Here is a 24,160-nt window from a genome sequence, read left to right on the forward strand (position 1 = left end):
ATGGATTGGCAAGTCATTCTTAACAGCCTGCCGCTCTATGTGGAAGGCATTCGCACCACTCTGGTCTTGCTCGCGATCAGCTTGGCCAGCTCATTTGTGGTCTCTGTGCCGCTGGCGGTAGCGCGCGTTTCAGACCGGCATTGGCTCTCCAAGCCAGTGTGGTTTTTCACTTATGTATTGCGCGGCACACCGCTCTTGGTGCAGCTCTTCATCATCTACCATGGCCTGGCGCAATTTGAAGCAGTACGCAACAGCCCGGCTTGGTTTCTGCTGAAAAACGCATGGTTCTGTGCGTGGCTCGCGTTCACGCTCAACTCCGCCGCCTACACCACAGAAATCTTTGCGGGCGCATTGAAAGCCACCAACCATGGCGAGATTGAAGCAGCGCGCAGCTATGGTCTCTCTGGCTTTAAGCTTTACGCTCGTATCTTGCTACCCAGCGCCTTGCGCCGCGCCTTGCCGCAATACAGCAATGAAGTCGTTGGCCTGATGCATGCCACAGCAATTGCCAGCACTGTGACATTGGTCGACATTACCCGCGTGGCACGTGATGTGAACTCCAATCATTTACTGGTCACAGAATCGTTTGGTGTGGCCGCTGTGATTTATTTCATCCTCACATTTAGCTTGGTGGGTATCTTTAAGCTGATCGAAAAGAAGTACATGAAGCACCTACAGCCACAAAGCTTGCAACCGCAGAAAAACAATGCGCAAGCTGCGCACTAAAACAACCTATGCACACTGAATCCATCGAATTGATCGCACCCGCGCCTGGGCAAAGTTGCCGCTTGCAGGTCTTGCGCTTTGGTGTGGGCCACTCTGCTCGCAAGGCCTACATCCAAGCCGCCTTGCATGCTGACGAGGTGCCCGCTATGCTCACGGCCTTGCGCCTGAAAACGTTGCTGCAAGCGCTAGAAGAGCAAGGTCAACTTTTAGGCGAAATCGTGCTTGTTCCTTCTGCGAATCCATTGGGCTTGTCGCAACACATTCACGGCCAGCACCATGGGCGTTTTTCGCTTTCTGATGGCATCAATTTCAATCGTGGATTTCCTGAGCTGGCCGCATCGATCGCTGAACATGTCAGAGGACGCTTATGCAAAGATGCACAGGCTAATCAGCAAATCATTCGTGCCGCCTTAAAAACAGCCGCTGATATCTTGCCCGCACTCACGCCCACGCAAGACCTTAAGCGCCGCCTTCTGCAACTCGCCATCGATGCAGACATCGTGATCGACCTGCATTGCGACAGCGATGCCGTGGTGCATCTCTACGGCCTCACGCCGCAAGCACCTGCGCTTTCCCAGCTGGGCGCGCAGCTGGGTGCGCAAGCTATTTTGCTGGCCACCGAGTCCGGCGACTCGCCCTTTGACGAAGCGTGCAGCCGCCCATGGCTCGATTTGCAGCGCATGATCCCCGATGCTGAAATCCCCCTGGCCTGCATGAGCACCACGGTGGAGTTGCGCGGTGAAGCCGATGTGAGCCATGAATTAGCGCATCAAGATGCACTAGCGCTGATCGGGTTTCTACAGATGCAAGGCTTTATCGCCGGCACAGCGCCGGAAAAAGCCGCGCTCTGTGAACCTACTCCTTTATCGGGCTCAGAGCCCATCACCGCGCCCAGCGCAGGCGTGATTGTTTTTCATCGTCAAAGCGGCGAGAAGGTACAAGCAGGTGATGCGATTGCAGACATCGTGAACCCCGCCTCTGGCGATATCACCACGCTGCGCTGTGCATCTGCTGGCGTGCTCTATGCCCGCTGCAGCACCCGCTGGGCGCATGCAGGCAAGCGCTTAGCAAAAATAGCTGGCACATCACTCGCTCGCACCGGCAAGTTACTCAGTCCTTAAATTTGCAGAGAAGTTCGTATGACCTCCACACCTGTTTTACAAGCAGACAACATTCACAAGCGATTCGGCAGCAACGAAGTCTTGAAGGGCCTGAGCGTACAAGCCCATGCGGGCGATGTGATCTCCATGATTGGCTCCAGCGGCTCGGGCAAGAGCACGTTCTTGCGCTGTCTCAATTTGCTAGAGCAACCCAACAGCGGCCGTATCGTGTTGGGCGGTGAAGAGCTACAACTTAAAGCTGGCAAAGATGGTGCTTTGCAAGCCACCGATCCCGCGCAACTGCAGCGCCTGCGCAGCCAAGTGGCCATGGTGTTTCAGCATTTCAATCTGTGGGCACACATGACCGCGATGGACAACGTGATGGAGGCACCCGTGCATGTGCTGGGCTTGTCCAAAGCCGAGGCACGCGATCGCGCTGAGGCATATCTCCAGAACGTGGGTGTGTATCATCGAAAAGACGCCTTCCCTGCGCATCTCTCCGGTGGTGAGCAGCAGCGCGTGGCGATTGCACGCGCCCTGGCCATGGAGCCGAAAGTCATGTTGTTCGATGAACCTACCTCAGCGCTCGATCCTGAACTCGTGGGCGAGGTCCTGCGTGTGATGCGCGCTGTGGCCGAAGAAGGCCGCACCATGATTGTCGTGACGCATGAGATGAGCTTTGCCCGCGAAGTGAGCAACCATGTGGTCTTTTTGCACAAAGGCTGTATTGAAGAGCAAGGGGATCCGAAAGAGGTGCTGCTCAAGCCGCAAACTGAACGCTTGCAAGCCTTCTTGGCCAATAGCTTGAAGTGAGTTTGAACCGGCCATAAAAAAACCGCCCAATGTGGCGGTTTTTTTTATGATGTTTGCCGAATGCTATTCGGCAAACGGGCATCACTTAGTTTGGCGGCGCGGTGCACACATTGCTTGGGCAAGGTGCAACCGCCAGCACCACATTCGTGTATGACATGCGACCTGATTTGATACGCATCACGGTGGTGCTGGTTCGACTCGCGGTGAAGCTGAAGGCGGAGGATTGCCCGGCCGAGTTCTCCGTGGTGCCAAAGGCTTTGGCCGCACCTGAACTGGCCATACTTTGCATCATCTTCAAATAGTTGCTGCTACCGTATTCCTGCACCTGTGTGGCTGTGACGACAGGTGTGCTGGCATTCAGCCCTATCACTGGCTTGCCTTGGCCCAAAATCACACTGAGCTCTCCAGCCGAATCAATTTCGATGCGATCTCCTGCACTGACGTAATGTGCTTTCACGGCGCTGATGCTGTATTGCGCAGTGGGTGCGCCACTGCTTGATGAGCCGCGAACATCAGCGATGAAAACGCCGCCAGCGCCCAGCACGGTCATGGTGGTTTTGCCGCTGGCATCTGGCTTACCCACGACGAGGCTGGTGTTTTCATCCACGCCGAAGCCGTAGTCCAAACCAGCCTCACGCACAGCTCTCAGCAATCGGCCTTCGCGTGTGCGCTGTGAGAAGTGTTGATCCAGCACACCATATTTGAAGAAATTCAGCCCGCCTTCAGTGTAGATCAAACCTGCCGTGCCCTCAGACGCCGTGGGCCCTGCGCCAGCAGCGTAACCGGCCTGCAGCACATCCCATGAATAGCCGCCGCCCAGCATGGGCACTTTCTTACCTTTCCACAAGCCACCTGATTGCACAGCCGCGCCAGCGCTTGTTCCTGAGACGACCAATTGCCCCGCATCAAAGCGAGTGCGCAAAGCGCTGTATTGTGGGCTCAACACGGTGTAGGCGTTGCCGGCGTCCTTGCTGATGAAAGTCTCCAAGTGGCGGGCTTGATCACCGCCAGCAAAGAACAGGCCATTCAAACTGCTGAGGGTACTGTTGAGGCTGGCCGCATTGTTGGCACAGAAACCATTGCGTAGACTGACGATATCCGGATAGACCTCGCCCATGTGGAAGTTGGTGGAGCCAGAATTACTATTGCTGTAGTTGGCCATGTAGATAGCAGCGTTCTGGCATGCGTTGTTTTCATCCAGCGCTTTGCGCAGGCCACCTTCCATAGGGATGTAGAGCACATTCGCACCGGCGGACTGCAACGCAGTTACGTTGATATCACGGTCTGCCCAGGGATTCTCCGTGGCTGAGGTCAAGACACCAATCGTTGGCGTGTTACCGCCATTCAAGCGTCGTGCCGATTGCACAAAACTGATGTAGATATCACGCGAATCTGTGTTGCTCAAGAAGGCCACACTGCGCGCTTCAATTTTGCGCGTTGTCGCTGTGTTGGGATTGACGAAGCTCTCGCGCAATGCTGCGAGTTCAAGCGTGTTCAAGCCATCGGTCAAACCAAGTACGGGGGGCGTGCCATCGGCAGCTAGCTTAACCGCCTGAAAGCTGGCTCTGAAATTGGGTGTGGCGGTCACTCCAGAAGCATCGCGGCGATAGAAGATCGGCGCAGTGCCTAAACTGGTTTGCAAGTTTTGCGCAATCAGCACCACTTTGGCCTTGTCGGAAGCTGTTGCAAAAGTCGCTGCTTGCACAGCTGCAATATTGGCGTTGGACAGTGTGCATTGCGTACCATTGACGGGCGCGGCAGTGCTGCAGAAAGTGGAGACGACCAAGTCGAAATCGGCCAGTGTCGAGCCATTCCAGAATGCTGTCCCATCTGCAAACAGTGCTTTGCCGCCATCAAAGTCGGCAAAACTCAGATTGACTTTTGGTTTGCTGTTGTCTGCCAAGCGTGCATTCAGTGCCGCAGTGAGACTGGTTTTTTGTGTACTGCGAAAGATGCTCGTTTGCAGAGCGGTGATCTTGTCGATATTGGCTTGGTTGATGGTGTAGGTGAGCGTAGGGCGCACGTAGTTGCCGTCAAAGCTGATGTTGGCGGTGCCCAGTGCGGCAATCGTGGGGTCCTGCGCGGCGATGGTGGCCCAGTCTGCACCGCAGTTGCGACTCTGCCCTGTGCCGTTGAAGCTGGAGCAATTCTGAACGCCGCCACCGATCACGTAATTGGTGATGGTTGGCATGCCGGCAATGATCAATTTCGATTCAACGGCCAGTGCAGCATTCAAAGCCGTGGTCTCAGATACAAGGGTGCGCACACCCGTGCCAAAGACAACATCGACCACCCTGGTTTGTAAATCGCTGTCGCTTAAGTCTTGTGCATCAAGTGTGTTGGCTAGGGCTGCAAGTTTGGATTGGGTTGCAGCAGAAATGCTGATGCCGTTGGCGGGGTTTTTATCTTCGTCTAAAGCTTGCAATATCTGCATCAGATTGAGCAGCTTGGCATTATCCGCTTGCGTGTTCGTGCCGACGAGAGCAGCCAAAGTCAGCACATCGGCTGCAGTGGTCTGTCCCAAATTGAGTTTACCAATGCTCAGCGTGATGCGATCACCAGCACGAAAGCTGAATTGGCCTAGCGAGGTGCTTGTACCTTTGAGCCCTGAGCTGGTCTCAAAGCTTAAGCCTGAAATAGGTTCAAGCAATTGTCCTGTGATCGGCGTACTGGCGGCGCTACCGCTGCCTCCGCCACAGGCGCACAGCCCCGCTGTAAAAAGCGAGGCTAGCGCCAAACGTAGATGGAAATTCATGGGGAATCCTTGAGTGGGAAATCGCCCCCCACCGCCGCGACATGGGCATGAGTCAAGCGAATGAAAAATAGCTATGAACGCTATTTTTCATATACGAATGATATGAAAAAAATGCACCATATTGCTCTGGTGAAAACCCGAGCAGCAGCAGGCATTTCTGCTCAAGTGCGCATCAACGTGCTCTTGCCAAACAAGCTTTCAACCAAATCTACCGCGAGTTCTGCTGTGCGATTGCGAATATCGAAGGCCGGGTTGAGCTCCACAATATCCAGCGAAGCCAAGCGGCCGGTGTCGGCGATCATCTCCATGCACAACTGTGCCTCGCGGTAAGTTGGGCCGCCACGCACCGTGGTCCCTACGCCAGGGGCGATGTCGGGATCGAGAAAATCTACATCCAAGCTGACATGCAAATGCGTGTTGTTGTCCATCACAGCCAACGCCAACTCCATCGCATGGCGCATGCCCATCTCGTCGATGTAGCGCATGTCAAAGACTTCAATACCCATGTCATGCACGAGTTTTTTCTCGCCGGCATCCACGCTTCGGATACCGATTTGGCGAATCTCTCGCGGATGCAGCGCCGGCTGTGCGGCAGAGAAGCCACCGATGTTTACCAACTCTGCCGGCCCTTGACCGCACAAACAAGCGACAGGCATGCCATGGATATTGCCACTGGGCGTGAGTGTGGCGGTGTTGAAATCAGCGTGGGCATCCAGCCAAAGCACGCGCAGCTTTTTACCCTTCGATTTGCAATGCTTGGCCACGGCGCTGATGGAGCCGATACCTAGGCAATGATCGCCGCCAAGCATGATGGGGAGTTGGCCAGTATTGAGCTCTGTAAACATGGCCTGATGCAGCAAAGCATTCCACTGCGCGACTTCGTGTAAATGACGAAAACCGTCTACTGCAGGTAACCAAGGATTGGCTGGGCCTTGCAGGTTGCCGCAGTCTTTGACCTGCATGCCCAAGCCTTGCAGCGCCTCGCGAATGCCTGCCACGCGTAAGGCCTCCGGGCCCATGCTTGCGCCGCGCGCACCGGCACCAATGTCTGTGGGCGCGCCAATCAGGCTGATGGAGGGAAGTGAAATCGTCTTGCTCATGCCAACACTGTAGCTGCAGATTTTCGTGTTGGGTGGTTTGTGCTTTGATGGGGCTGGATCAACTGGTAGAGATTTTTGGGATCAGTCAAGCGTGGAATCAAATCAAGCGCTTGCGTCAGGCCTTGTGCTGTGGCAGCGCTTTGCAAAAAGCGCAAGGCAGAAAAATCTTCCAATGCAAAGCCCACGGAATCAAACATCGTGACCTGCGTATCCGAAGTACGACCGGGCAACTTGCCAGCCAGCACTTGCCACAACTCGGTCACCGCAAAATCCGCTGGCATGTGCTGCAAGTCGCCTTCAATGCGGGTTTGCGGCTCGAACTCGACGAACACACGTGCCTTACGCAGCACCTCAGGTGGAATCTCCGTCTTGCCAGGGCAATCACCGCCCACGCCATTGATGTGCATGCCGGGCTCAATCATGTCTGCCGTAAGAACAGCGGCATTGGTTTTGTCTGCCGTGACGGTGGTGATGATGTCCACACCACGCACTGCTTCGCGTGTGCTCGCGTAAGCGCTCACGCGAAGATCGCGTGCATCGGGATTGGCCTGCAGATTGCGCATGAGCTTGGCGGTGGCTTCTACATCCGTGTCGTAGAGGTGAATTTCTTCGATGCCGAGCAAATGATGAAAAGCCAGTGCTTGGAATTCGCTTTGCGCGCCATTACCAATCAAGGCCATGCTGCGGCTGTTTTGGCGCGCAAGTGCTCGCGCTGCCACGACGCTTGTGGCGGCGGTGCGAATGGCGGTGGTGAGTGTGAGCTCACTGATCAAAAGTGGCATGCCTGTGGCCACATCGGCCAGCACGCCAAATGCCATCACGGTGGGCAAGCCGTGCAGCATGTTGTTCTTGGGGTGGCCGTTGACGTATTTGAAGCTGAAAGTGCGGTCATCTGCAATCGGCATGAGCTCAATCACGCCGTCTTGGGAATGAGCCGCTACGCGAGCGCTTTTGTCGAAGGCTCGCCAATGTAGAAAATCTTGGTGGATATTTGCAGCGATACCTTGCATCACCTGCGGCAAGCCGATTTGGCGTACGAGCTTGGCAGCGCCCTCGGCACTCAAGAATTGGGTTTGCAATGCTTTTTTCATCATGAGACGAAGTTTGCTCTGTCGCTGAATCAATGAAAATAGCAATAAATGCATCAAAAATGCTATTTTTCTATCAATTTGGCAATCAGTAGTGTCAAAATGACAAAATGGATGAGACTGACAACAAACTCCTGTCTTTGCTGCGCCAAGATGCACGCCTCTCTATCGCTGACTTGGCACACAAGCTCGCCGTCTCGCGCGGCACAGTGACGAATCGCATCACCAAGCTAGAGGATGCGGGCGTGATCGTGGGCTACACCGTGCGTGTGCGCCCAGATGTGCAGCGCACAGACATCAAGGCTTGGATGAGTATTGCTGTTGAAGGCAATCAAACGCGTTTGGTCATTGCCAGTCTGCTCGGTGAGCCCAATGTGGCGACCTTGCACGATACGAATGGCCGATGGGATTTGCTGGCTGAATTGCGCGCGGAAGATTTGCAAAGCTTGAGCAAAACGCTCGAGCGGATTCGCCTCATCAAAGGCATCAGCAATACCGAAACGAGTATTCACTTGGAAACCTATCGCCTGTCTTGATTTGAAGTGTTTTTGGCAGTTTGCCGGCGTACAGACTGCGCGAAATGCTATCAAATTAATAGTATTCTTGAGGTATCCATTGGCATGTCCACCGTGGCATCAGCCGCACACAGCGCAGGGTACAAAGCCTTTCAAAAAGCCGGGAAAACCCCGAGAAACTATTAATAATAATTAAAGAATAATTAAAACAACTGGCCGCAAGGGGCGGGCAGGGTAATTTTTTGGCTGTTGTGACGGCCAATTTCGAGGAGACAAAGATGTTGAAACTCTCAAAACTGGCCACAGCCGTGGCTTTGGCGGCAGGTAGCTTTGCTGTGCAAGCTGCTGATGTGGAGGTCTTGCACTACTGGACATCGGGCGGCGAGGCCAAGTCGGTGGCTGAGCTGAAGAAAATGCTGGAAGCCAAAGGCCACAAGTGGAAAGACTTCGCTGTAGCCGGTGGTGGTGGCGACAATGCACAAACCGCATTGAAGAGCCGCGCAGTTGCTGGTAACCCACCCGCAGCAGCTCAGGTCAAAGGCCCTGCCATTCAAGAATGGGCGAACGAGGGCATGTTGGCCAGTATTGACACCGTTGCCAAAGGCGAGAAGTGGGACGATTTGCTGCCCAAGGCTGTGGCCGATGTCATGAAGAGCAAAGGCAATTATGTCGCTGCTCCTGTGAACGTGCACCGCGTCAACTGGATGTGGGCGAATCCTGATGTGCTGAAAAAAGCTGGCGTGGCTGGTATGCCCAAGACTTGGGATGAGTTCTTCGTTGCGGCTGACAAGATCAAGAAATCTGGCGCTGTGGCGCTCGCACATGGTGGCCAAAATTGGCAAGATTTCACGGTGTTTGAGTCTGTGGCACTCGGCGTAGGCGGTGCGAAGTATTACAACGACGCACTCGTGAAGCTCGACCCGAAAGCGCTGCAAAGCCCCACCACCACCAAGGTGCTGGAGACCTTCAAAAAGCTCAAGGGCTACACCGACAACGCCTCCAACGGCCGCGATTGGAACTTGACCACTGCCATGGTCATTCAAGGCAAGGCCGGCTTCCAGTTCATGGGCGATTGGGCCAAAGGTGAGTTCACCGCCGCTGGCAAAAAGCCCGGTGAAGGCTTCCTCTGCGCAGCCGCTCCTGGCACGGCGAATGCCTACACGTTCAACGTGGACAGCTTCATCATGTTCAAGCTGAAAGACGCAGGCGCTCAAAAAGCGCAGGCTGATTTGGCCAGCGCCATTCTGTCGAAAGAGTTCCAAGAAGTGTTCAACCAGAACAAGGGCTCGATCCCCGTTCGTTTGGGTCACGACATGAGCAAATTTGACTCTTGCGCTCAGCAATCTGCCAAAGACTTCGTGGCCACGTCCAAGAGCGGCGGCCTCGTGCCATCCGTCGCTCACGGCATGGCCATCAAGCCAGCCGCAGAAGGCGCGATCAAAGACATGATCAGCGCTTACTGGAACGACGACAAGATGAGTGTGGCTGATGCGCAGAAGAAGCTGGTGACGGCTGCTGCGACGAAGTAAACAGCCATTCTTTGACACTTTGACAATCCTCTGAACGCGAGGCGCAAAACAAACGCAAAAGACGCAGAAGTAAAACCACAGGTTTCTTTTTGCGTCTTTTGCGTGCTTTTGCGGCTTCTGCGTTCTCTTGGTGGTGTCCGAAAACAATCATGCAACGCACTTCAGACAACTGGCTCCCCAAGCTCGTGATTGCGCCTGGCTTCATTTTTGGCTTGGCATTCATCTACGGCTTCATGATTTGGAATGGCATCCTTAGCGTGACGGCTTCGCGCATGTTGCCGCGCTACGACGAATTCGTTGGTTTGGAGCAATACGTCAAACTCTTTGAGATGGACCGCTGGCATGTGGCGCTCAAAAATATGTTTGTGTTTGGCGTTTTGTATGTAGGTGGCGCTTGTGTCATTGGCATTCTTCTGGCCATATTTCTGGATCAAAAAATTCGCGCAGAAGGCGCGCTACGCACGATTTATTTGTATCCGATGGCGCTGAGCTTCATCGTCACGGGTACGGCTTGGAAGTGGATGCTCAATCCATCATTGGGGATTCCCAAGCTTCTGCAAGATTGGGGCATCACAGAGCAGCCGATTGAATGGCTGGTCAACCCAGAAACGGCGATCTACTGTGTGGTGCTGGCGGGAATTTGGCAAAGCGCTGGCTTTGCGATGGCCTTGTTTCTTGCAGGCTTGCGAGGCATTGACGACAGCATCATCAAAGCCGCACAAGTGGATGGCGCTTCACTGCCTCGAATCTATTGGCGAATTATTTTGCCCGCCATGCGCCCCGTGTTTTTCTCCACCGTGTTGGTGCTCTCGCATCTGGCCATCAAGAGCTTTGACTTGGTGATGGCGCTGACCAATGGCGGGCCCGGTTATTCCACCGATGTGCCAGCCACCTTTATGTACGCCATGAGTTTCAATCGCGGACAAGTGGGCTTGGGTGCTGCGAGCGCGACAGTCATGCTCATGACGGTGGCCGCCATTGTGGTGCCGTATCTCTATAGCGAACTCAGGAGCAAGCCGCATGACCGCTAAAGCCTTGTCACGCCTTGCCGTGTATGCGGTGCTGTTACTGGCCGCTTTGTTTTTCCTCGCGCCTTTGTATGTGATGCTCGCGACGAGCTTCAAAGATGCCGAGCAAATCCGCTCAGGCAGCTTGCTTGCACTACCCACGAGTTTGAATTGGAGCAGCTGGTCAAAAGCTTGGAGCAGCGCCTGCACGGGCGTCGATTGCAATGGTCTCAAGCCCTTCTTCACCAACTCAATGATGATGACTGTGCCTGCGGTATTGATTTCGACAGCGTGGGGCGCGGTGAACGGCTATGTGCTGAGTCACTGGAAATTTCGTGGCTCGGAGCTGATGTTTGGCTTCATGCTGTTTGGCGTGTTCATGCCGTTTCAGGTGGTGCTTTTGCCGATGAGCCAGGTGCTGGGCATGCTGGGACTGTCATCCAGCGTGACAGGGCTGGTGATTGTGCACGTGCTCGCAGGCATGGCGGGCACGACACTGTTTTTCCGCAACTACTACGTGAGCATTCCCAAAGAATTGGTCAATGCCGCGCGCATGGACGGTGCAGGCTTTTGGCAAATTTTCTGGCGCGTGATCTTCCCGCTCTCGACACCGATATTGATGGTCACGCTGATTTGGCAGTTCACCAATATTTGGAATGACTTTTTATTCGGTGTGGCCTTCAGCGGGGCAGACAGTAAGCCCGTCACCGTCGGATTGAACAACATGGTCAATACATCGAGCAGCGTGAAAGCTTATGAGGTCGATATGGCCGCAGCCATGATCGCAGGCTTGCCCACGATGATCATTTATGTGTTGGCGGGGCAGTATTTTGTGCGCGGCTTAACGGCCGGCGCGGTGAAGGGTTGAAGACATGGCAGCAGGTTTGAAAATTGACGGTATTGTGAAACGCTTTGGTAAGGCGGGTAAGCAAACGGAAGTCTTGAAGCGCATTGATATTGATGTTGCGCCTGGTGAGTTTTTGATTTTGGTCGGGCCCTCAGGCTGCGGCAAATCCACCCTGCTCAACATCATCGCGGGCTTGGAAGACCCCACCGAAGGCGATGTGCGTATCGGCGTGCGCTCGGTGGTGGGCGTGCCGCCGGCGCAGCGCGATATTGCGATGGTCTTTCAAAGCTACGCGCTGTATCCCACGATGAGTGTGGCTGACAACATCGGCTTCGCGCTGGAGATGCGTAAAGTGCCAAAAGACGAACGCACGAAAACCATCAACCGCGTCGCCGAGATGCTGCAAATCACACATCTGCTGGATCGTCGCCCTTCACAGCTTTCAGGTGGTCAGCGCCAGCGCGTGGCCATGGGGCGCGCACTCGCCCGCGAGCCCTTGCTGTTTTTGTTTGATGAGCCCTTATCCAATCTGGATGCCAAGCTGCGCGTAGAAATGCGCGCTGAGATCAAGCGCTTGCATCAAGCCAGCGGCATCACAAGCGTGTATGTGACGCACGATCAAATCGAAGCGATGACTTTGGGAAGCCGCATCGCTGTGATGAAAGATGGCATCGTGCAGCAACTTGGCACACCTGCAGAAATTTATGGTCGCCCAGCGAATACTTTCGTGGCAAGCTTCATCGGCTCTCCTACGATGAATATGATTCAGGCAGCCAAATCGCCAGTGCATGCGCCTACAGGCGCTGCGCAGCTCGGTTTGCGGCCTGAGCACATCACGTTGATGTCTGATTCTGATTGGCGCGGCACAGTCACTTTAGTTGAGCCGACAGGCGCTGATACCTTCGTTGATGTCGATGCTGCCGGCACGCATTTGACGGTACGTGTCTCACCAGAAGTGAGTATCGCGCCGGGGCAAGAAATTGGCTTGGCTGCGAACACCCAGGCATTGCATTGGTTTGACGCGCAGGGCGTACGCTTGGTTTAGCAGGCCAAGCCTTGGCTGCTCAATCTGAAGTGATCTGAAGCGCAGCAAACGCAAATCAATCTGACGTAAACACCGGTCGGAAAAAGCTGCGCTCATAACTGACGATACAACGCGTCTGCTCGGCATATTCAAATGCCGCTACGCACTCAGGGTCGGCTAGAGAGCGAGTGCGATAGTCTTCATAAGCGGCCATACTGGGGAAGCTGAATAAAGCAAGCGCAATATTGTTGGCGCCTTCAGAGGGAAAGAAGTAGCCATGATGCTGCCCTCCGAACTTATTGACCAATGGTATCCAAAGACGACCATATTGCTCGAATTCTTTGAGTTTGTAGGGGTCAACAACGTAGCGCAAGTAGCAAGTGATCATGTCGCATCCTTCATGCCTTGATTATTGCGGCGATCAAGCGTGGGCTTGGTGAATATTGAGCATCAAAAATGTACGAATTGATGCGTCCAGTGCATCTTGTCGCTAAAGAAGAATCTCAACCCGTAGCCCATGCGGTACAACAGCAACAGCACGCGCTTGGCCACCATGTCGATGTGCAATTTCTTGCACGATCGCAAGACCCAGGCCTGCCCCGCCAGGTGTTTCGCTCAGGCGGTAGAAACGCTCAAAGACCTTGCTGAGCTCTTCGGGCGGCAAGCCTGAGCCGTTGTCTTCCACTTCGAGGCAAACTTGCGCTCCTGCGCGTCGTGCGCGCAGGGTAATCGTTGCGCCTCGGCCAGCGTAGCGCACGGCGTTGTCAATCAAGTTGGTGATGGCTTCCCGTAGCAGCAAGGCATTGCCTTGAATCATCAAGGGCGCATCGCCCTCTTCGTGTTCAAAGCCGAAATCTACGCCTGCTGCAATCGCTGCCGGTGCAGCATCTTGCGCAATGCTTCGCGCTAGCTGTGCTGCATCCAGCGCTTGCATCGGCACATCGGCTTCGCTGCGAGCCAGTTGCAAGAGCTGGTGTACCAAATGCCCGGAGCGCTGCACCCCCGCGCTGACTTTTTGTAGGCGCTCTTGCAAGGCTTGCGGGTCGGGTTCGCTGAGCGCGAGATCGAGTTGAGTTTGCAGGCCAGCCAACGGGGTGCGCAGCTGGTGCGCCGCATCGTTCACAAAGCGTTTTTCTTGGCTCAAACTGCGCTGCACGGCGCCTAACAACTGATTGACAGCACCTGCCAACTGATGAACTTCTTGCGGTGCTTGCTGCAGTGCAATGGGGGCGAGCGCTGTGGCATTGGCTGAATCGCGCCCGGATTGCGCTTGCAATTGATCTTGTAGCCGCGCCAAAGGCTGCAGGCCGCGCGCAATACCGGCGTAGACCAGTGCGCCCAGCACGGCGCCCAAGAGCAAGAGCGGCACCAGCATGTCAAACACCAGCTCGCGCGCAATACGCTCACGCACGGCCAAACTCTTGGCGACTTGCACGCGGATGCGTTGCGGTGCGCTGACCTCGCCAAATTGCAACTCCAGCACCGCGATGCGCAGCTCACGGGCTGCGCTGCCTTCTTTGCTTTCCTCACTGCCAATCATGGCTTGGTAGAGAAGCGGATCATTCTTTTGTAGCAATCCCTGCAGCACCGATGCGGGCGGTTCTGGTAATTTGGCATTGCCCAAGATGAACTGCCCCGGTGGGCTGGAGACCATGTAGCTCACTTTGTCTTCTGGGTCTTCCTCGATGATGGCTTGCGCGGCTTTTGGGAAATCAATCAGCAGCCCAGAGCCGACGGGTTTGACTTGGCGCGCGAGAGAGCGCACGGATTGTGTGAGCGATTGATCAATGCCCTTCTCCGCATAAGACAATGCAATGCGAAAAGCGAGCGTGCCACCCACCAGCCAGAGCAGCAATTGCGGCAGCAGCAACCACAGCAGGAGCTGGCGCTTGAGCGAGAGCTGGGGTGTGTTGGAAGAGGGCATTTTTAGTGCCAAATCAGCCGATAGCCGGCATGAGATCTGCGCAAAGTGCTATATGTTTCATAGCAATTGCGATTCAAGCACTGTCCAGCAAATAGCCCAGTCCGCGTACATTGCGGATCGCCAGCTTAGAGCCTTCAAGCTTCTTGCGTAAGCGATGGATATAGACCTCAAGCGCGTTGTTGTCGGAGTCGGCGTTTTGACTGTCGCCATCGTCTTTGCTCCAGCGCGTGAGCACATCTTCGCGCCCCACCACGCTGCCACGCTGCGTCACAAGCAAGGTCAGCAAAGACCATTCCCGTTGCGTGAGCTCCAGCTCACTTTCTCCGCTAGCTAGGCTCACCCACGCACGCGGCTCGCTGGCATGTACGCGCAAGCCTTCGGTGGCGCGCGAGCCGTCGAAAGCTGGCAATTGCGACCGGCGCAGCATCGCAGCTAAGCGTGCGGCCAGCTCGGCCAGATTGAAGGGCTTGGTCAAATAATCATCCGCGCCCGCATTCAGGCCTGCCACGCGATCTTCGACACCGTCACGCGCTGTGAGCACGAGCACGGGCAGCGCCGCGTGGTGTTGACGAATATGCCGCAGCACACCCATGCCATCGATCAAAGGCAAGCCCAGATCCAGTATCACACCATCAAAACGCGCTGTATCGACCACATGCACCGCAACCGCGCCATTGCTTGCTACGGTGATGGTGTGCCCCATCTGGGTCAGCTGTGCGGCCAAGCCGTCGCGCAGCAGATCATCGTCTTCAACTAATAGGAGGTGAGGCATGCATCGAAGTATAGATTCTTCGATGCATGGTTTACCTCAAAACGTTCCAGGGTAGCTGCCACCATCCATCAAAATGTTTTGACCATTGATGTAGCCGGCATGTTGGCTGCAAAGAAACGCGCAGGTTTTGCCAAACTCTTCGGCGTTGCCCAAGCGCTTGCCGGGTAAGGCGGCAATGCGTGCGGCTTTGATCTCTTCTGCGCTCTTGCCCGCTTTGGCTGCTTGCGTGGCGAAATTGCTTTTCAAGCGGTCGGTGTCGAAGATGCCAGGCAAGAGGTTGTTGATCGTCACGCCTTGTGCGGCCAAGCTCGAGCGCGCCACGCCTGCGACAAAACCAGTCAAGCCGCTACGCGCGCCGTTGGACAGACCCAGAATATCAATCGGCGCTTTCACGGCGCTGCTGGTGATGTTCACAATGCGGCCGAAGCCGCGCGCGGCCATGCCATCCACCGTGGCTTTGATCAGCTCGATCGGCGTGAGCATGTTGGCATCCAGGGCCGCAAGCCACGCATCACGATCCCAAGAGCGGAAATCACCTGGGGGCGGGCCGCCCGCATTGGTGACGACGATATCGAAATCCTTGCGCAGGGCGAAGATGGCTGCGCGGCCTTGCGGCGTGGTGATATCGGCAGCGACAGTATGAATTTCAGGCACTTTTAAGCCATTCGCCGGCATAGAGTCTGCGCAGAGTGCTCTGATTTTAGTAGCGGCCGTTTCGAGTGCTTCCGATCCGCGTGAGACCATCACCACGTTCACTCCCTCTAAAGCAAGTGCCGATGCGCAGCCGTAGCCCAGGCCTTTGCTCGCGCCGCCCACCAAGGCCCAGCGGCCTGCGATACCCATATCCATGATGCTGTCCTTTTGTATGCGGCATGATGCCGTAAATAAGTCTTGCAAAGTGTATACAAAATGTGCAAGACTTGCTATTGTGTCCTATTTGTGAAATAATTTATCATTAGAGAATCAGCGTTTCTTTAGTAAATCATATATGACTCAATTAACGCTTTTGTTACAGAATCGACGGTTGCTGATCACTGGTGCGGCGCGTGGTTTGGGGCAGGCGTTCGCGAAAGCTTGTGTGCAAGCCGGGGCAAAGGCGGTGATTGCCGATGTGGATACACAGCGCGGCAAAGCCTTGGCTCAAGAGCTGGGCGATGCGGCGTATTTTGTGGCGATGGATGTGGCCAGCCGAGCTTCCGTGCAAGCTGGCATGCAAGAAGCTGTGCAATGGCTGGGAGGGCTCGATGGCTTGATCAACAACGCCGCGATCACGAACTCAGGCGGCAAGATGATGAGCGAGATCGAGGAAGACATGTTTGACCGCGTGATGCAGGTCAACATCAAGGGCGTGTGGTTGGTAAGTAATGCTGCGCATCCCCATTTGAAAGCCGCCGCAGCCGCAGGCGTCGCAGCCAGCATCCTAAATATCGCATCCGATACAGCGCTTTGGGGCGCGCCGCGCCTGATGGCCTATGTGGCCAGCAAAGGCGCGGTGATCAGCATGACACATAGCATGGCGCGCGAGCTCGGCGGTGATGGCATCCGCGTGAATGCCATTGCGCCCGGTCTCGTGGTGGGCGAATCCACTGAATATGTGCCCCAAGCGCGGCATGATCAGTACATGGAAGGGCGTGCGCTCAAGCGAGCGCAACAGCCGCAAGACTGCACCGATGCTGCCATCTTTCTGCTCAGCGCAGGTGCAGGTTTTGTGACGGGGCAAGTGCTGCCCGTCAATGGTGGCTACGTGATGAATTGAGACAACGATGAACGCAGCAAACGATCCAGTATTTAACGAGCGTGGCCTACTCAACGCCGCAATTCCCTCTGAAGCGCAGATTCAGCAAGGCATGTTGCCGGCGGACGGGCAAAACTTTGAGCAATGGCTCGAATCCCGCGTGGCGCGCTTTGCCACACGCCGCTACGATTGGGATGCCTTGAAATTCCAAGCCGATTACGACCCCAAATACCGCCGTGCGCAGATGCGCTACGTGGGCACAGGCGGCACAGGTGTGGCCACCGATATGAACACCGTGCCTGCAGCTCACTTCACCTTCTCCACGATGGTGATCCCAGCCAAGCATGAAGGCCCCAGCCACATTCATTACGATGTGGAAGAAATCTTCTTCATGCTGCGTGGCACGCTCAAAGTGATTTGTGAAAAACGCGATGCCAGTGGCACCGTCACCGATCGATGGGAAACTGTTTTGAAAGAGCGCGATCTCATCAGCGTGCCCCCTGGTGTGTATCGCGAAGAAATCAACATCGGCGATGAGGATGCCCTGATGTGCGTGATGCTGGGCAGCCCAACGCCAATCCGCCCGGTCTATCCGCCCGGCTCGCCCTTGTCTCAGCTCAAAAGATAAACCATGACCTTGCTCGAACGCCTCCAAGAGCTACCCACGCTGGGGGTGGCCTTGCCGTTCAGGGGCTTCATCCGCTACCGAGAGTTGAATACGGTCGGATCACAACGCATGGCTGAACAAGTGCCGATCGTTTTGTTGCATGGCATCGGCTCGGGATCTGGAAGTTGGCTGCATCAGCTGACAGATACCCAGCTAGGTCATGTGCTCGCATGGGATGCGCCCGGTTACGCCGACAGCTCGCCGCTCAAAATGGCCGAGCCAACAGCGGCAGACTATGCGCAAGTGCTCTGGGCTTGGTTGGATGCATTGCACATCAAAGAAGTGCATTTGGTGGGGCATTCGCTGGGCTGCATCATGGCCGCAAGTGCCGCGCGCTTGCAAGCCAAGCGTGTGAAAGCGCTCACCCTGCTCGCACCCGCGCAAGGCTATGGCACAGCTCCACTGGAGGTGCAAGCCAAGAAGCGCGAAGAGCGGATGCAAGCTGTTGCACAGCTGGGCATGCAAAAAATGGCTGAGGCGCGTGCGCCACGCCTGCTTTCAAAGCAAGCCACGCCAGAGCAAATCGCATTGGCCATGCATGTGATGAGTCGTTTGAATGAAGGCGGCTATGCACAGGCGACACACATGCTCAGCAGCGCAAGCATTCGTTCAGATGTGCAAGCTTTTCGCGCTGTCAGCAGTGCGCCGATCCAAGTGGCTTGCGGCGATCAAGATGTGATCACGCCGCCTCAGGCTTGCCGCGATTTGGCCGCATTCATAGCGGCACCTTACACAGAATTAGATGGCGCAGGTCACCTTTGTGCACTGCAAGCGCCACAAGCGATTTCACTTTTAATTTCACAGGGTTATTCACATGTCAGACAGTCTAGGGGATAAGGAAAACACATCACGATACACCGTGCCCGCGCTCGCGCGGGGCCTAGAGATTCTCAGTTATTTCACGCACGACAAGCGCATTCTCTCTGGCGCTCAATTGGCCAAGATGGCCGATTTGCCCAGAGCGAGCGTGTTTCGTATGCTGCAAACTTTGGAGCAAGCAGGTTATCTGGATCGCGTGGGCGAGCCAGGCACGCACCCGAGCTATCGTTTAGGCGTGGCTGTGCTGCGCTTGGGCTTTGAGTTTCTCTCTTCCATGGAGCTCGCCGAGCAAGGCCGCCCGGTGTTGGAGTCTTTGTCAGATGCATGTGGTCACTCATCCCATATCGTTGTGCGCGATGGCCGCGATGTCGTGGTGGTGGCTAAAGCGCTTGGGCGTTTGGCCACATTTCATGCCATAGCGGTGGGCGCACGCCTGCCCGCGCACGCTACGGTGCTTGGCCGTGTGCTGATGGGTGGTTTGTCACTGGCTGAGATTGAGCAGCTGTATGCGAATCATCCGATGAAGGCATTCACACTACAAACGCCCACCACGCCGCAAGCTGTCAAAGCCTTGATCGATGAGGCAGCCGAGGCGGGTTACGCTGTGAGCCAAGGGGGTTTTGAATCCGGTATTTCGACTGTCGCAGCCCCCGTGTTCAATGAAGACAAACAAATTTGTGCCGCAGTCAGTGTCACGGTACTCTCGTCGCGCATCCCCGAAGATAAGCTACCTTTGTTGATCACACAAGTGCGCGAATCTGCGCTCACACTCACATGGCGAATGCAGCACACACCAGGTTATCGCAAATGAGCCATCCTGCCCAAGAAGAGCGCATCAACACAGGTGAAATCGTCGCCCGGTTTCTGCAAGCACAAGGCGTTCGCTTGGCTTTTGGCGTGATCTCGATTCACAACATGCCCATGCTGGATGCCTTCCATCGCTTGGGAAAAATTCGTTTTGTCCCCGCGCGCGGCGAGGCGGGCGCAGCGAATATGGCGGATGCTGCGGCGAGAGTCAGCAACACACTGAGCGTTGTCGTCACCAGCACAGGCACGGGTGCAGGCAATGCTGCGGGTGCGTTGGTGGAGGCGATGACCGCAGGCACACCACTCTTGCACTTGACCGGGCAGATTGATTCAGAATGGATCGATAAAAACTGGGGCTTCATGCATGAGCATCCTGATCAGCAGGGCATGCTGCGTGCTGTGGGCAAAGCTGCGTTTCGAATCAACTCGCCGCAAGAGGCCTGGGAGGTGCTCACGCGCGCCACACGGCTGGCGCTCACACCACCTTGCGGCCCAGTGAGCGTGGAGATTGCCATTGATGTGCAGCAAGCATTTTTAGATGAAAATGTGCATTTCCCCGGTGTGGAATCTGCGCAGAGTGCTCCTGTATTAATAGCATCAAAGCAGCCTGATCCTGCGCATATTGCGCAACTCGCCAAGAGCTTGCAAGGCGCTCAGCGGCCACTGCTGTGGCTGGGCGGTGGGGCTCGCAATGCCGGCGCAGCAGTGCAGCGCTTGGTGGATTTGGGCTTTGGTGTGGTGACCTCCGTGCAAGGGCGCGGCGTGATGGCGGAAGATCACCCAGCCTCGTTGGGCGCATTTAATTTGCAGCGTGCCTCGGCGCAGTTGTATCAGCGCTGCGATGCGATGCTGATTGTTGGCTCGCGTCTGCGCAGCAATGAGACGATGAAGTACAAGCTGGCGCTGCCCGCACGGCGCTTCCGTATCGATGCCAATCCCAAGGTGCAAACGCACGCTTATGCATGCGAGCAGTTCATCGAAGCAGACGCTGACTTGGCATTGCATGCACTCGCCGATGCGCTACAAGACTGGCGTGCCGAGAGCAGCTGGCATGAAGAGATCTTTACTGCCAAGCAAGGCGCGCAGCAGCAGGTTGACGCGGCAGTGGGCGCCTATGTGCAACTCAAAAATGCGCTGAACCACACAGTGACCCATGAGTTGCAAGGCCAATGCATTTGGGTGCGCGATATCACTTTGAGCAACACCATGTGGGGCAACCGCAGCCCGGTGCTGCGCCACCCGCGCGCAGGTGTGCATGCGCTGGGCGGCGGGATTGGGCAAGGTTTGCAGATGGGCGTTGGCGCAGCACTTGCAGCCGATATTTATAAGGAAAAACAGGCTGTCGCCGGCGTAGGATCTGCGCGAAGTGCTATGAAAACTATAGTGCTTGTGGGTGATGGCGGCTTCATGCTGAATGTGGGTGAGCTCGCTTGTGCTGCTCAGGAGCGGGCGGATATTCTCGTGATCCTGATGAATGACGGCGGTTACGGCGTGATCAAAAATATTCAGGATGTGGATTACGGTAGCCGGCATTGCTATGTGGATCTGCACACACCAGACTTCGCGCAACTGTGCGCCAGCATGGGCGTCAGGCATCTCAAAAGCACCGAGCCTGCGCAGATTCAAACCCAGCTCACAGCAGCATTACAAGGCCGTGGCCCCACCGTCTTGGAAATCGACATGCATGCTTGGGGGCCCTTCACAGAAAAGTTCGCGGGGCCGCCGAGGAAGCTATGAGCACGCCTAGCCTGAACGTCTGCCTAATTGGCTACGGAGCCATCGGCCAGGCCATCGTGCAGCGTATAGCAACGCATTCACGCGTGAAGATCAGCCACATCGTCGTGCGCAGTTCAAGTGTTGTCGTGCCGCATGGCATTCAAGCTGTGAACGACGTGCCGCCAGACGCACAGCTCGTGCTCGAATGCGCAGGCCACAGCGCCTTGCATGATCATGTGTTGCCAGCGCTCCAGCGTGGTATCGATTGCGCTGTGCTCTCGGTCGGTGCTTTGTCAGAAGTCGGTTTGCCTGAAGCTTTGGCGCAAGCAGCGCGTGTTGGTGGCGCGCAATTGCATCTGCTGCCCGGAGCGATTGGCGGTATTGATGCGATTGCCGCAGCGAAGCAAGCTGGTTTAACTGCCGTGCGCTACACCGGCCGCAAGCCACCGTTGGCTTGGAAAGGCACGCCAGCTGAGAAGCAATTTGACCTCAAAGCGCTCGCCGATACTGCGCAAAGCGCTACGATTTTTGAAGCATCTGCACGAGAGGCTGCGGCGCAGTATCCGAAGAACGCGAACGTTGCCGCAACGATTTCTCTGGCTGGCTTGGGGCTCGATGCCACGCAAGTGCGCCTGATCGCCGATGGTTCGCAGACCGAGAACGTGCACGAGATCGAGATGGACGGCGCTTTCGGAAAAATGAAACTCGAGATGCGTAACCAGCCTCTGCCCGATAACCCCAAGACTTCGATGCTCACGGTCTTGTCTGCTTTGCGCTTCTTGGAAAACCGCGCCGCAGGGGTGGTGATATGAGTACGCATTTACAAACCTTTTTCTCTGGCCAATGGCGTGATGGCAGCGGCACTCTCTACAGCACAGAATATCCTGCTACGGGTGAAGTGGTGGCGCAATTGCATGCAAGCACCGCACAAGATGTGGATGAGGCTGTGCGTTTTGCTGAAGCCGCTCGCCACCAACCCGATTGGGCGAAGCTCATGCCGCATCAGCGTGCAGCGATTTTGCACAAGATGGCTGCGCTCATTCGTGAGAAAAGCGAAGAGCTCGCTGCTCTGCAACGATTGGATAACGGCAAACCGGTCAAAGAATGTCGTGCATTGGTGGCGAGCGCAGCGGGCACCTTCCAATACTTCGCTGCCGTGTGCGAAACCTTTGAGAGCTCCGTCACGCCCCAGCGTGGTGACTTTCTCACGATGAGTTTGTATCAGCCCCTGGGCGTGGTCGGCGCGATCACGCCTTGGAATTCGCCGATTGCTAGCGAAGCGCAGAAAATCGCGCCAGCGCTCGCCGCAGGATGCGCTGTGGTGATCAAGCCAGCGGAGATCACGCCGCGTATGGCGATTGAGTTCGCGCGCATTGGTGAGCAGGCAGGCTTGCCGCAAGGTATCTTGAGCGTGCTGCCCGGCAAAGGTTCAGTGGTGGGCGATGCGCTTGTGAAGCATCCGCTTATCAAACGTATCGCGTTCACGGGTGGCACAAATGTGGGGCTGGGTATTGCCGAGCTCGCCGCGAAAAAGCTGATGCCAGTGTCTCTAGAACTCGGCGGTAAATCGCCTACGATTGTTTGTGCCGATGCGGATTTAGACCATGCCGTGGCCGGCGTGATCTACGGTATCTTCAGCTCAAGCGGCGAGAGTTGCGTCGCCGGCTCGCGCGCCTTCGTGCATGCGAGCGTGTACGAAGAATTCAAACGCCGCTTGCTGGCGCAAACCGCCAAGCTTCGTGTGGCCGATCCTGCATTGGAATCCACTCACATGGGCCCGCTCATTTCCAAGAGCCACCGCGAAAGCGTCGAGCGCTATGTAGCACTTGCTTTGGAAGAAGGCGGCAAATTGCTTTGTGGCGGCAAGCGGCCTGCAGGTGATGCAGGCTATTACTACGAGCCCACTATCTTTGAAGGCTTACCCAACACCAGCCGCACAGCCCAAGAAGAAATCTTCGGTCCCGTGCTTTGCTTGCTGCCTTGGGAGAGCGAGGAGGATTTGATCGCTCAAGCCAATGACAACGACTACGGCCTCGCCTGCGGCATTTGGAGCCAAGATTACAAAACCGCGTTACGTCTAGGCAGCGCGATCACCGCCGGCACAGTCTGGGTCAACACCTACAAACTCTTCTCCATCAGCACGCCCTTCACAGGCTACAAAATGAGCGGCTTAGGCAGAGAAAAAGGCGCAGCCTCGATCATGGAATACATGATGCAAAAAAGTTTTTATTGGGGCACGAATGCGCAGCCTCTGCCATGGAGTCAATCATGATTGAAGGCATCGACCGCCTGACCTATTGCACCGATGGCAGTGCAGAAAACCTTGCGCGATCAAAGCAATGTTTCATGGATTGGGGCTTGTCTCTACAGCACGAGGCCAGCGATGAATTGCTTTTTGAAACCTTGAATGGCGCGCAAGTTCGCATCTTGCATCCTGCACATCTTGATCTGGCAGGTACTGCCCCGATGGAGGAGGGCGCAACCCTGCGTGAAGTGGTCTGGGGCATGCAAGGCGATACGGCTTTGCCAGCAACGGCGACCGATCCGCATGGCTTGGTGCATCGCTTTGCACCTAGCCGCAAGCGAGTGCTGAGTCTGCAGGGCTCTGCCAGCAATGCATGGGGGCATGTGCAGCGCGTCAACGCGCCATCGCCTGTGTATGAGCGCGCGCAACCTGTGGAAATCGGCCACATCGTACTCTTCACGCAGCAGTTGGCAGAGGCGGTGAAGTTCTACGAAAGCTTGGGCTTTTTGATGAGTGACAGCTATCCCGGCCGAGGTGCGTTTCTGCGTTGCGCGCCCCAGGGCGGGCATCATGATGTGTTCCTGTTACAAGTGCCGGGCAAGGCGCAGGGTTTGAACCATGTGGCGTTTACGGTGCGCGATATTCATGAGGTGTTTGGTGGTGGCTTGGCGATGAGCCGCGCGGGTTGGAAAACGCAGCTTGGCCCCGGCCGCCATCCTGTCTCTAGCGCCTACTTTTGGTACTTTGAATGCCCCGTGGGCGGCCTTATCGAATACAACGCCGATGAAGATCACTTGACTGAAAACTGGCAGCCCCGCGAGTTCACGCCTGGCCCCACCGTGTTTGCGGAATGGGCGATCGATGGCGGTATTGATGGCCACACGCGCAGGCAGCCGCAAGTCGCTGCAGGCGGCCAATTTTTAAGCGAAAAGCGCTGATTGCCGGCATAGATACTGCGCAAACAGCTACTA

23 protein-coding genes are annotated in these 24,160 nt (G+C 55.9%); 16 read left to right on the forward strand and 7 right to left on the reverse strand.

Annotated features, from left to right (window positions below):
• From KIH26_RS14315 to KIH26_RS14325, 3 genes are read left to right on the forward strand one after another with little or no spacing between them, the layout of a single operon-like run.
• Entirely contained in the window at positions 1-726 is a 726-nt protein-coding gene (locus KIH26_RS14315) for an ABC transporter permease (RefSeq protein WP_213446358.1), read from the forward strand.
• Positions 727-734: 8 nt separating this feature from the next.
• Positions 735-1,847, forward strand: coding sequence for a succinylglutamate desuccinylase/aspartoacylase family protein (locus KIH26_RS14320; RefSeq protein WP_213446359.1), 1,113 nt, complete (start codon positions 735-737; stop codon positions 1,845-1,847).
• 18 nt (positions 1,848-1,865) lie between these two features.
• Complete coding sequence (locus tag KIH26_RS14325) at positions 1,866-2,639, forward strand: ABC transporter ATP-binding protein (protein WP_213446360.1); 774 nt, start codon at positions 1,866-1,868, stop codon at positions 2,637-2,639.
• A gap of 85 nt (positions 2,640-2,724) precedes the next feature.
• Here the strand turns inward: KIH26_RS14325 and KIH26_RS17040 are convergent, their stop codons facing one another.
• The 3 genes from KIH26_RS17040 to ocd all read right to left on the reverse strand — a co-directional run bounded on the left by KIH26_RS17040 (position 2,725) and on the right by ocd (position 7,588).
• The gene (locus tag KIH26_RS17040) at positions 2,725-5,394 is read right to left on the reverse strand and encodes a cyanophycinase (protein ID WP_249661333.1); all 2,670 of its coding nucleotides are present in this window, start codon (positions 5,392-5,394) and stop codon (positions 2,725-2,727) included.
• Positions 5,395-5,555: 161 nt separating this feature from the next.
• Entirely contained in the window at positions 5,556-6,494 is a 939-nt protein-coding gene (gene rocF, locus KIH26_RS14335; RefSeq protein WP_213446361.1) for an arginase, read from the reverse strand.
• Positions 6,491-7,588 (reverse strand): ornithine cyclodeaminase, encoded by a 1,098-nt coding sequence (gene ocd / locus KIH26_RS14340; protein ID WP_213446362.1) that lies wholly within the window; start codon positions 7,586-7,588, stop codon positions 6,491-6,493. Before ocd ends, rocF begins: the two co-directional genes overlap by 4 nt.
• A gap of 104 nt (positions 7,589-7,692) precedes the next feature.
• Here ocd and KIH26_RS14345 point away from each other — a divergent pair, with 104 nt between their 5' ends.
• The 5 genes from KIH26_RS14345 (at position 7,693) to KIH26_RS14365 (ending at position 12,525) form a co-directional block, all read left to right on the forward strand.
• Positions 7,693-8,118 carry an Lrp/AsnC family transcriptional regulator gene (locus tag KIH26_RS14345; protein WP_213446363.1) on the forward strand — a complete coding sequence of 142 codons (426 nt, stop codon included), beginning with the start codon at positions 7,693-7,695 and terminating at the stop codon, positions 8,116-8,118.
• Positions 8,119-8,375: 257 nt separating this feature from the next.
• Entirely contained in the window at positions 8,376-9,626 is a 1,251-nt protein-coding gene (locus tag KIH26_RS14350) for an ABC transporter substrate-binding protein (RefSeq protein WP_213446364.1), read from the forward strand.
• Positions 9,627-9,775: 149 nt separating this feature from the next.
• Entirely contained in the window at positions 9,776-10,657 is an 882-nt protein-coding gene (locus KIH26_RS14355) for a carbohydrate ABC transporter permease (RefSeq protein WP_213446365.1), read from the forward strand.
• On the forward strand, positions 10,647-11,501 hold the full coding sequence (locus tag KIH26_RS14360) for a carbohydrate ABC transporter permease (protein WP_213446366.1): 855 nt from the start codon (positions 10,647-10,649) through the stop codon (positions 11,499-11,501). The genes KIH26_RS14355 and KIH26_RS14360 overlap by 11 nt, the downstream gene beginning before the upstream one ends.
• Positions 11,502-11,505: 4 nt before the next feature.
• A complete protein-coding gene (locus KIH26_RS14365) occupies positions 11,506-12,525 on the forward strand; it encodes an ABC transporter ATP-binding protein (RefSeq protein ID WP_213446367.1) in 1,020 nt (339 codons plus the stop codon).
• Positions 12,526-12,580: 55 nt separating this feature from the next.
• Here the strand turns inward: KIH26_RS14365 and KIH26_RS14370 are convergent, their stop codons facing one another.
• From KIH26_RS14370 to KIH26_RS14385, 4 genes are all read right to left on the reverse strand, one after another.
• The gene (locus KIH26_RS14370; RefSeq protein ID WP_213446368.1) at positions 12,581-12,892 is read right to left on the reverse strand and encodes an NIPSNAP family protein; all 312 of its coding nucleotides are present in this window, start codon (positions 12,890-12,892) and stop codon (positions 12,581-12,583) included.
• A 102-nt stretch (positions 12,893-12,994) separates the two neighbouring features.
• Complete coding sequence (locus tag KIH26_RS14375) at positions 12,995-14,428, reverse strand: sensor histidine kinase (protein ID WP_213446369.1); 1,434 nt, start codon at positions 14,426-14,428, stop codon at positions 12,995-12,997.
• A gap of 73 nt (positions 14,429-14,501) precedes the next feature.
• Complete coding sequence (locus KIH26_RS14380; protein ID WP_213446370.1) at positions 14,502-15,200, reverse strand: response regulator transcription factor; 699 nt, start codon at positions 15,198-15,200, stop codon at positions 14,502-14,504.
• Positions 15,201-15,236: 36 nt separating this feature from the next.
• Complete coding sequence (locus tag KIH26_RS14385) at positions 15,237-16,049, reverse strand: SDR family oxidoreductase (RefSeq protein ID WP_213446371.1); 813 nt, start codon at positions 16,047-16,049, stop codon at positions 15,237-15,239.
• A gap of 139 nt (positions 16,050-16,188) precedes the next feature.
• Between KIH26_RS14385 and KIH26_RS14390 the strand changes: the two genes are divergently transcribed.
• The 8 genes from KIH26_RS14390 to KIH26_RS14425 all read left to right on the forward strand — a co-directional run bounded on the left by KIH26_RS14390 (position 16,189) and on the right by KIH26_RS14425 (position 24,127).
• Entirely contained in the window at positions 16,189-16,956 is a 768-nt protein-coding gene (locus KIH26_RS14390) for an SDR family oxidoreductase (protein WP_213446372.1), read from the forward strand.
• 91 nt (positions 16,957-17,047) lie between these two features.
• Positions 17,048-17,563, forward strand: a complete 516-nt coding sequence (locus KIH26_RS14395; protein WP_249661413.1) for a cupin domain-containing protein — start codon at positions 17,048-17,050, stop codon at positions 17,561-17,563.
• Between the two features lie 3 nt (positions 17,564-17,566).
• Complete coding sequence (locus KIH26_RS14400) at positions 17,567-18,439, forward strand: alpha/beta fold hydrolase (RefSeq protein WP_213446374.1); 873 nt, start codon at positions 17,567-17,569, stop codon at positions 18,437-18,439.
• Positions 18,417-19,232 carry an IclR family transcriptional regulator gene (locus KIH26_RS14405; RefSeq protein WP_213446375.1) on the forward strand — a complete coding sequence of 272 codons (816 nt, stop codon included), beginning with the start codon at positions 18,417-18,419 and terminating at the stop codon, positions 19,230-19,232. The genes KIH26_RS14400 and KIH26_RS14405 overlap by 23 nt, the downstream gene beginning before the upstream one ends.
• Complete coding sequence (locus KIH26_RS14410; RefSeq protein ID WP_213446376.1) at positions 19,229-20,965, forward strand: thiamine pyrophosphate-binding protein; 1,737 nt, start codon at positions 19,229-19,231, stop codon at positions 20,963-20,965. Before KIH26_RS14405 ends, KIH26_RS14410 begins: the two co-directional genes overlap by 4 nt.
• A complete protein-coding gene (locus tag KIH26_RS14415; protein WP_213446377.1) occupies positions 20,962-21,756 on the forward strand; it encodes an aspartate dehydrogenase in 795 nt (264 codons plus the stop codon). Before KIH26_RS14410 ends, KIH26_RS14415 begins: the two co-directional genes overlap by 4 nt.
• Positions 21,753-23,216 carry an aldehyde dehydrogenase gene (locus KIH26_RS14420; RefSeq protein ID WP_213446378.1) on the forward strand — a complete coding sequence of 488 codons (1,464 nt, stop codon included), beginning with the start codon at positions 21,753-21,755 and terminating at the stop codon, positions 23,214-23,216. Before KIH26_RS14415 ends, KIH26_RS14420 begins: the two co-directional genes overlap by 4 nt.
• Complete coding sequence (locus KIH26_RS14425; RefSeq protein WP_213446493.1) at positions 23,210-24,127, forward strand: VOC family protein; 918 nt, start codon at positions 23,210-23,212, stop codon at positions 24,125-24,127. Before KIH26_RS14420 ends, KIH26_RS14425 begins: the two co-directional genes overlap by 7 nt.
• The last annotated feature ends 33 nt before the right edge of the window (positions 24,128-24,160 follow it).

This window comes from Variovorax sp. PCZ-1 (genome assembly GCF_018413605.1).
Taxonomy (GTDB): Bacteria; Pseudomonadota; Gammaproteobacteria; order Burkholderiales; family Burkholderiaceae_C; genus JANMDU01.

Excerpts from the sequence above, each read along its gene's own strand:
- ocd (WP_213446362.1), bottom strand. The coding sequence starts at position 7,588 with ATGATGAAAAAAGCATTGCAAACCCAATTCTTGAGTGCCGAGGGCGCT.
- KIH26_RS14405 (WP_213446375.1), top strand. The coding sequence starts at position 18,417 with ATGTCAGACAGTCTAGGGGATAAGGAAAACACATCACGATACACCGTG.
- KIH26_RS14365 (WP_213446367.1), top strand. The coding sequence starts at position 11,506 with ATGGCAGCAGGTTTGAAAATTGACGGTATTGTGAAACGCTTTGGTAAG.
- KIH26_RS14370 (WP_213446368.1), bottom strand. The coding sequence starts at position 12,892 with ATGATCACTTGCTACTTGCGCTACGTTGTTGACCCCTACAAACTCAAA.
- KIH26_RS14380 (WP_213446370.1), bottom strand. The coding sequence starts at position 15,200 with ATGCCTCACCTCCTATTAGTTGAAGACGATGATCTGCTGCGCGACGGC.
- KIH26_RS14410 (WP_213446376.1), top strand. The coding sequence starts at position 19,229 with ATGAGCCATCCTGCCCAAGAAGAGCGCATCAACACAGGTGAAATCGTC.
- KIH26_RS14415 (WP_213446377.1), top strand. The coding sequence starts at position 20,962 with ATGAGCACGCCTAGCCTGAACGTCTGCCTAATTGGCTACGGAGCCATC.
- KIH26_RS14325 (WP_213446360.1), top strand. The coding sequence starts at position 1,866 with ATGACCTCCACACCTGTTTTACAAGCAGACAACATTCACAAGCGATTC.
- KIH26_RS14360 (WP_213446366.1), top strand. The coding sequence starts at position 10,647 with ATGACCGCTAAAGCCTTGTCACGCCTTGCCGTGTATGCGGTGCTGTTA.
- KIH26_RS14315 (WP_213446358.1), top strand. The coding sequence starts at position 1 with ATGGATTGGCAAGTCATTCTTAACAGCCTGCCGCTCTATGTGGAAGGC.
- KIH26_RS14395 (WP_249661413.1), top strand. The coding sequence starts at position 17,048 with ATGTTGCCGGCGGACGGGCAAAACTTTGAGCAATGGCTCGAATCCCGC.
- KIH26_RS14385 (WP_213446371.1), bottom strand. The coding sequence starts at position 16,049 with ATGGATATGGGTATCGCAGGCCGCTGGGCCTTGGTGGGCGGCGCGAGC.
- KIH26_RS14355 (WP_213446365.1), top strand. The coding sequence starts at position 9,776 with ATGCAACGCACTTCAGACAACTGGCTCCCCAAGCTCGTGATTGCGCCT.
- rocF (WP_213446361.1), bottom strand. The coding sequence starts at position 6,494 with ATGAGCAAGACGATTTCACTTCCCTCCATCAGCCTGATTGGCGCGCCC.
- KIH26_RS14375 (WP_213446369.1), bottom strand. The coding sequence starts at position 14,428 with ATGCCCTCTTCCAACACACCCCAGCTCTCGCTCAAGCGCCAGCTCCTG.
- KIH26_RS14400 (WP_213446374.1), top strand. The coding sequence starts at position 17,567 with ATGACCTTGCTCGAACGCCTCCAAGAGCTACCCACGCTGGGGGTGGCC.
- KIH26_RS14320 (WP_213446359.1), top strand. The coding sequence starts at position 735 with ATGCACACTGAATCCATCGAATTGATCGCACCCGCGCCTGGGCAAAGT.
- KIH26_RS17040 (WP_249661333.1), bottom strand. The coding sequence starts at position 5,394 with ATGAATTTCCATCTACGTTTGGCGCTAGCCTCGCTTTTTACAGCGGGG.
- KIH26_RS14345 (WP_213446363.1), top strand. The coding sequence starts at position 7,693 with ATGGATGAGACTGACAACAAACTCCTGTCTTTGCTGCGCCAAGATGCA.
- KIH26_RS14420 (WP_213446378.1), top strand. The coding sequence starts at position 21,753 with ATGAGTACGCATTTACAAACCTTTTTCTCTGGCCAATGGCGTGATGGC.
- KIH26_RS14390 (WP_213446372.1), top strand. The coding sequence starts at position 16,189 with ATGACTCAATTAACGCTTTTGTTACAGAATCGACGGTTGCTGATCACT.
- KIH26_RS14350 (WP_213446364.1), top strand. The coding sequence starts at position 8,376 with ATGTTGAAACTCTCAAAACTGGCCACAGCCGTGGCTTTGGCGGCAGGT.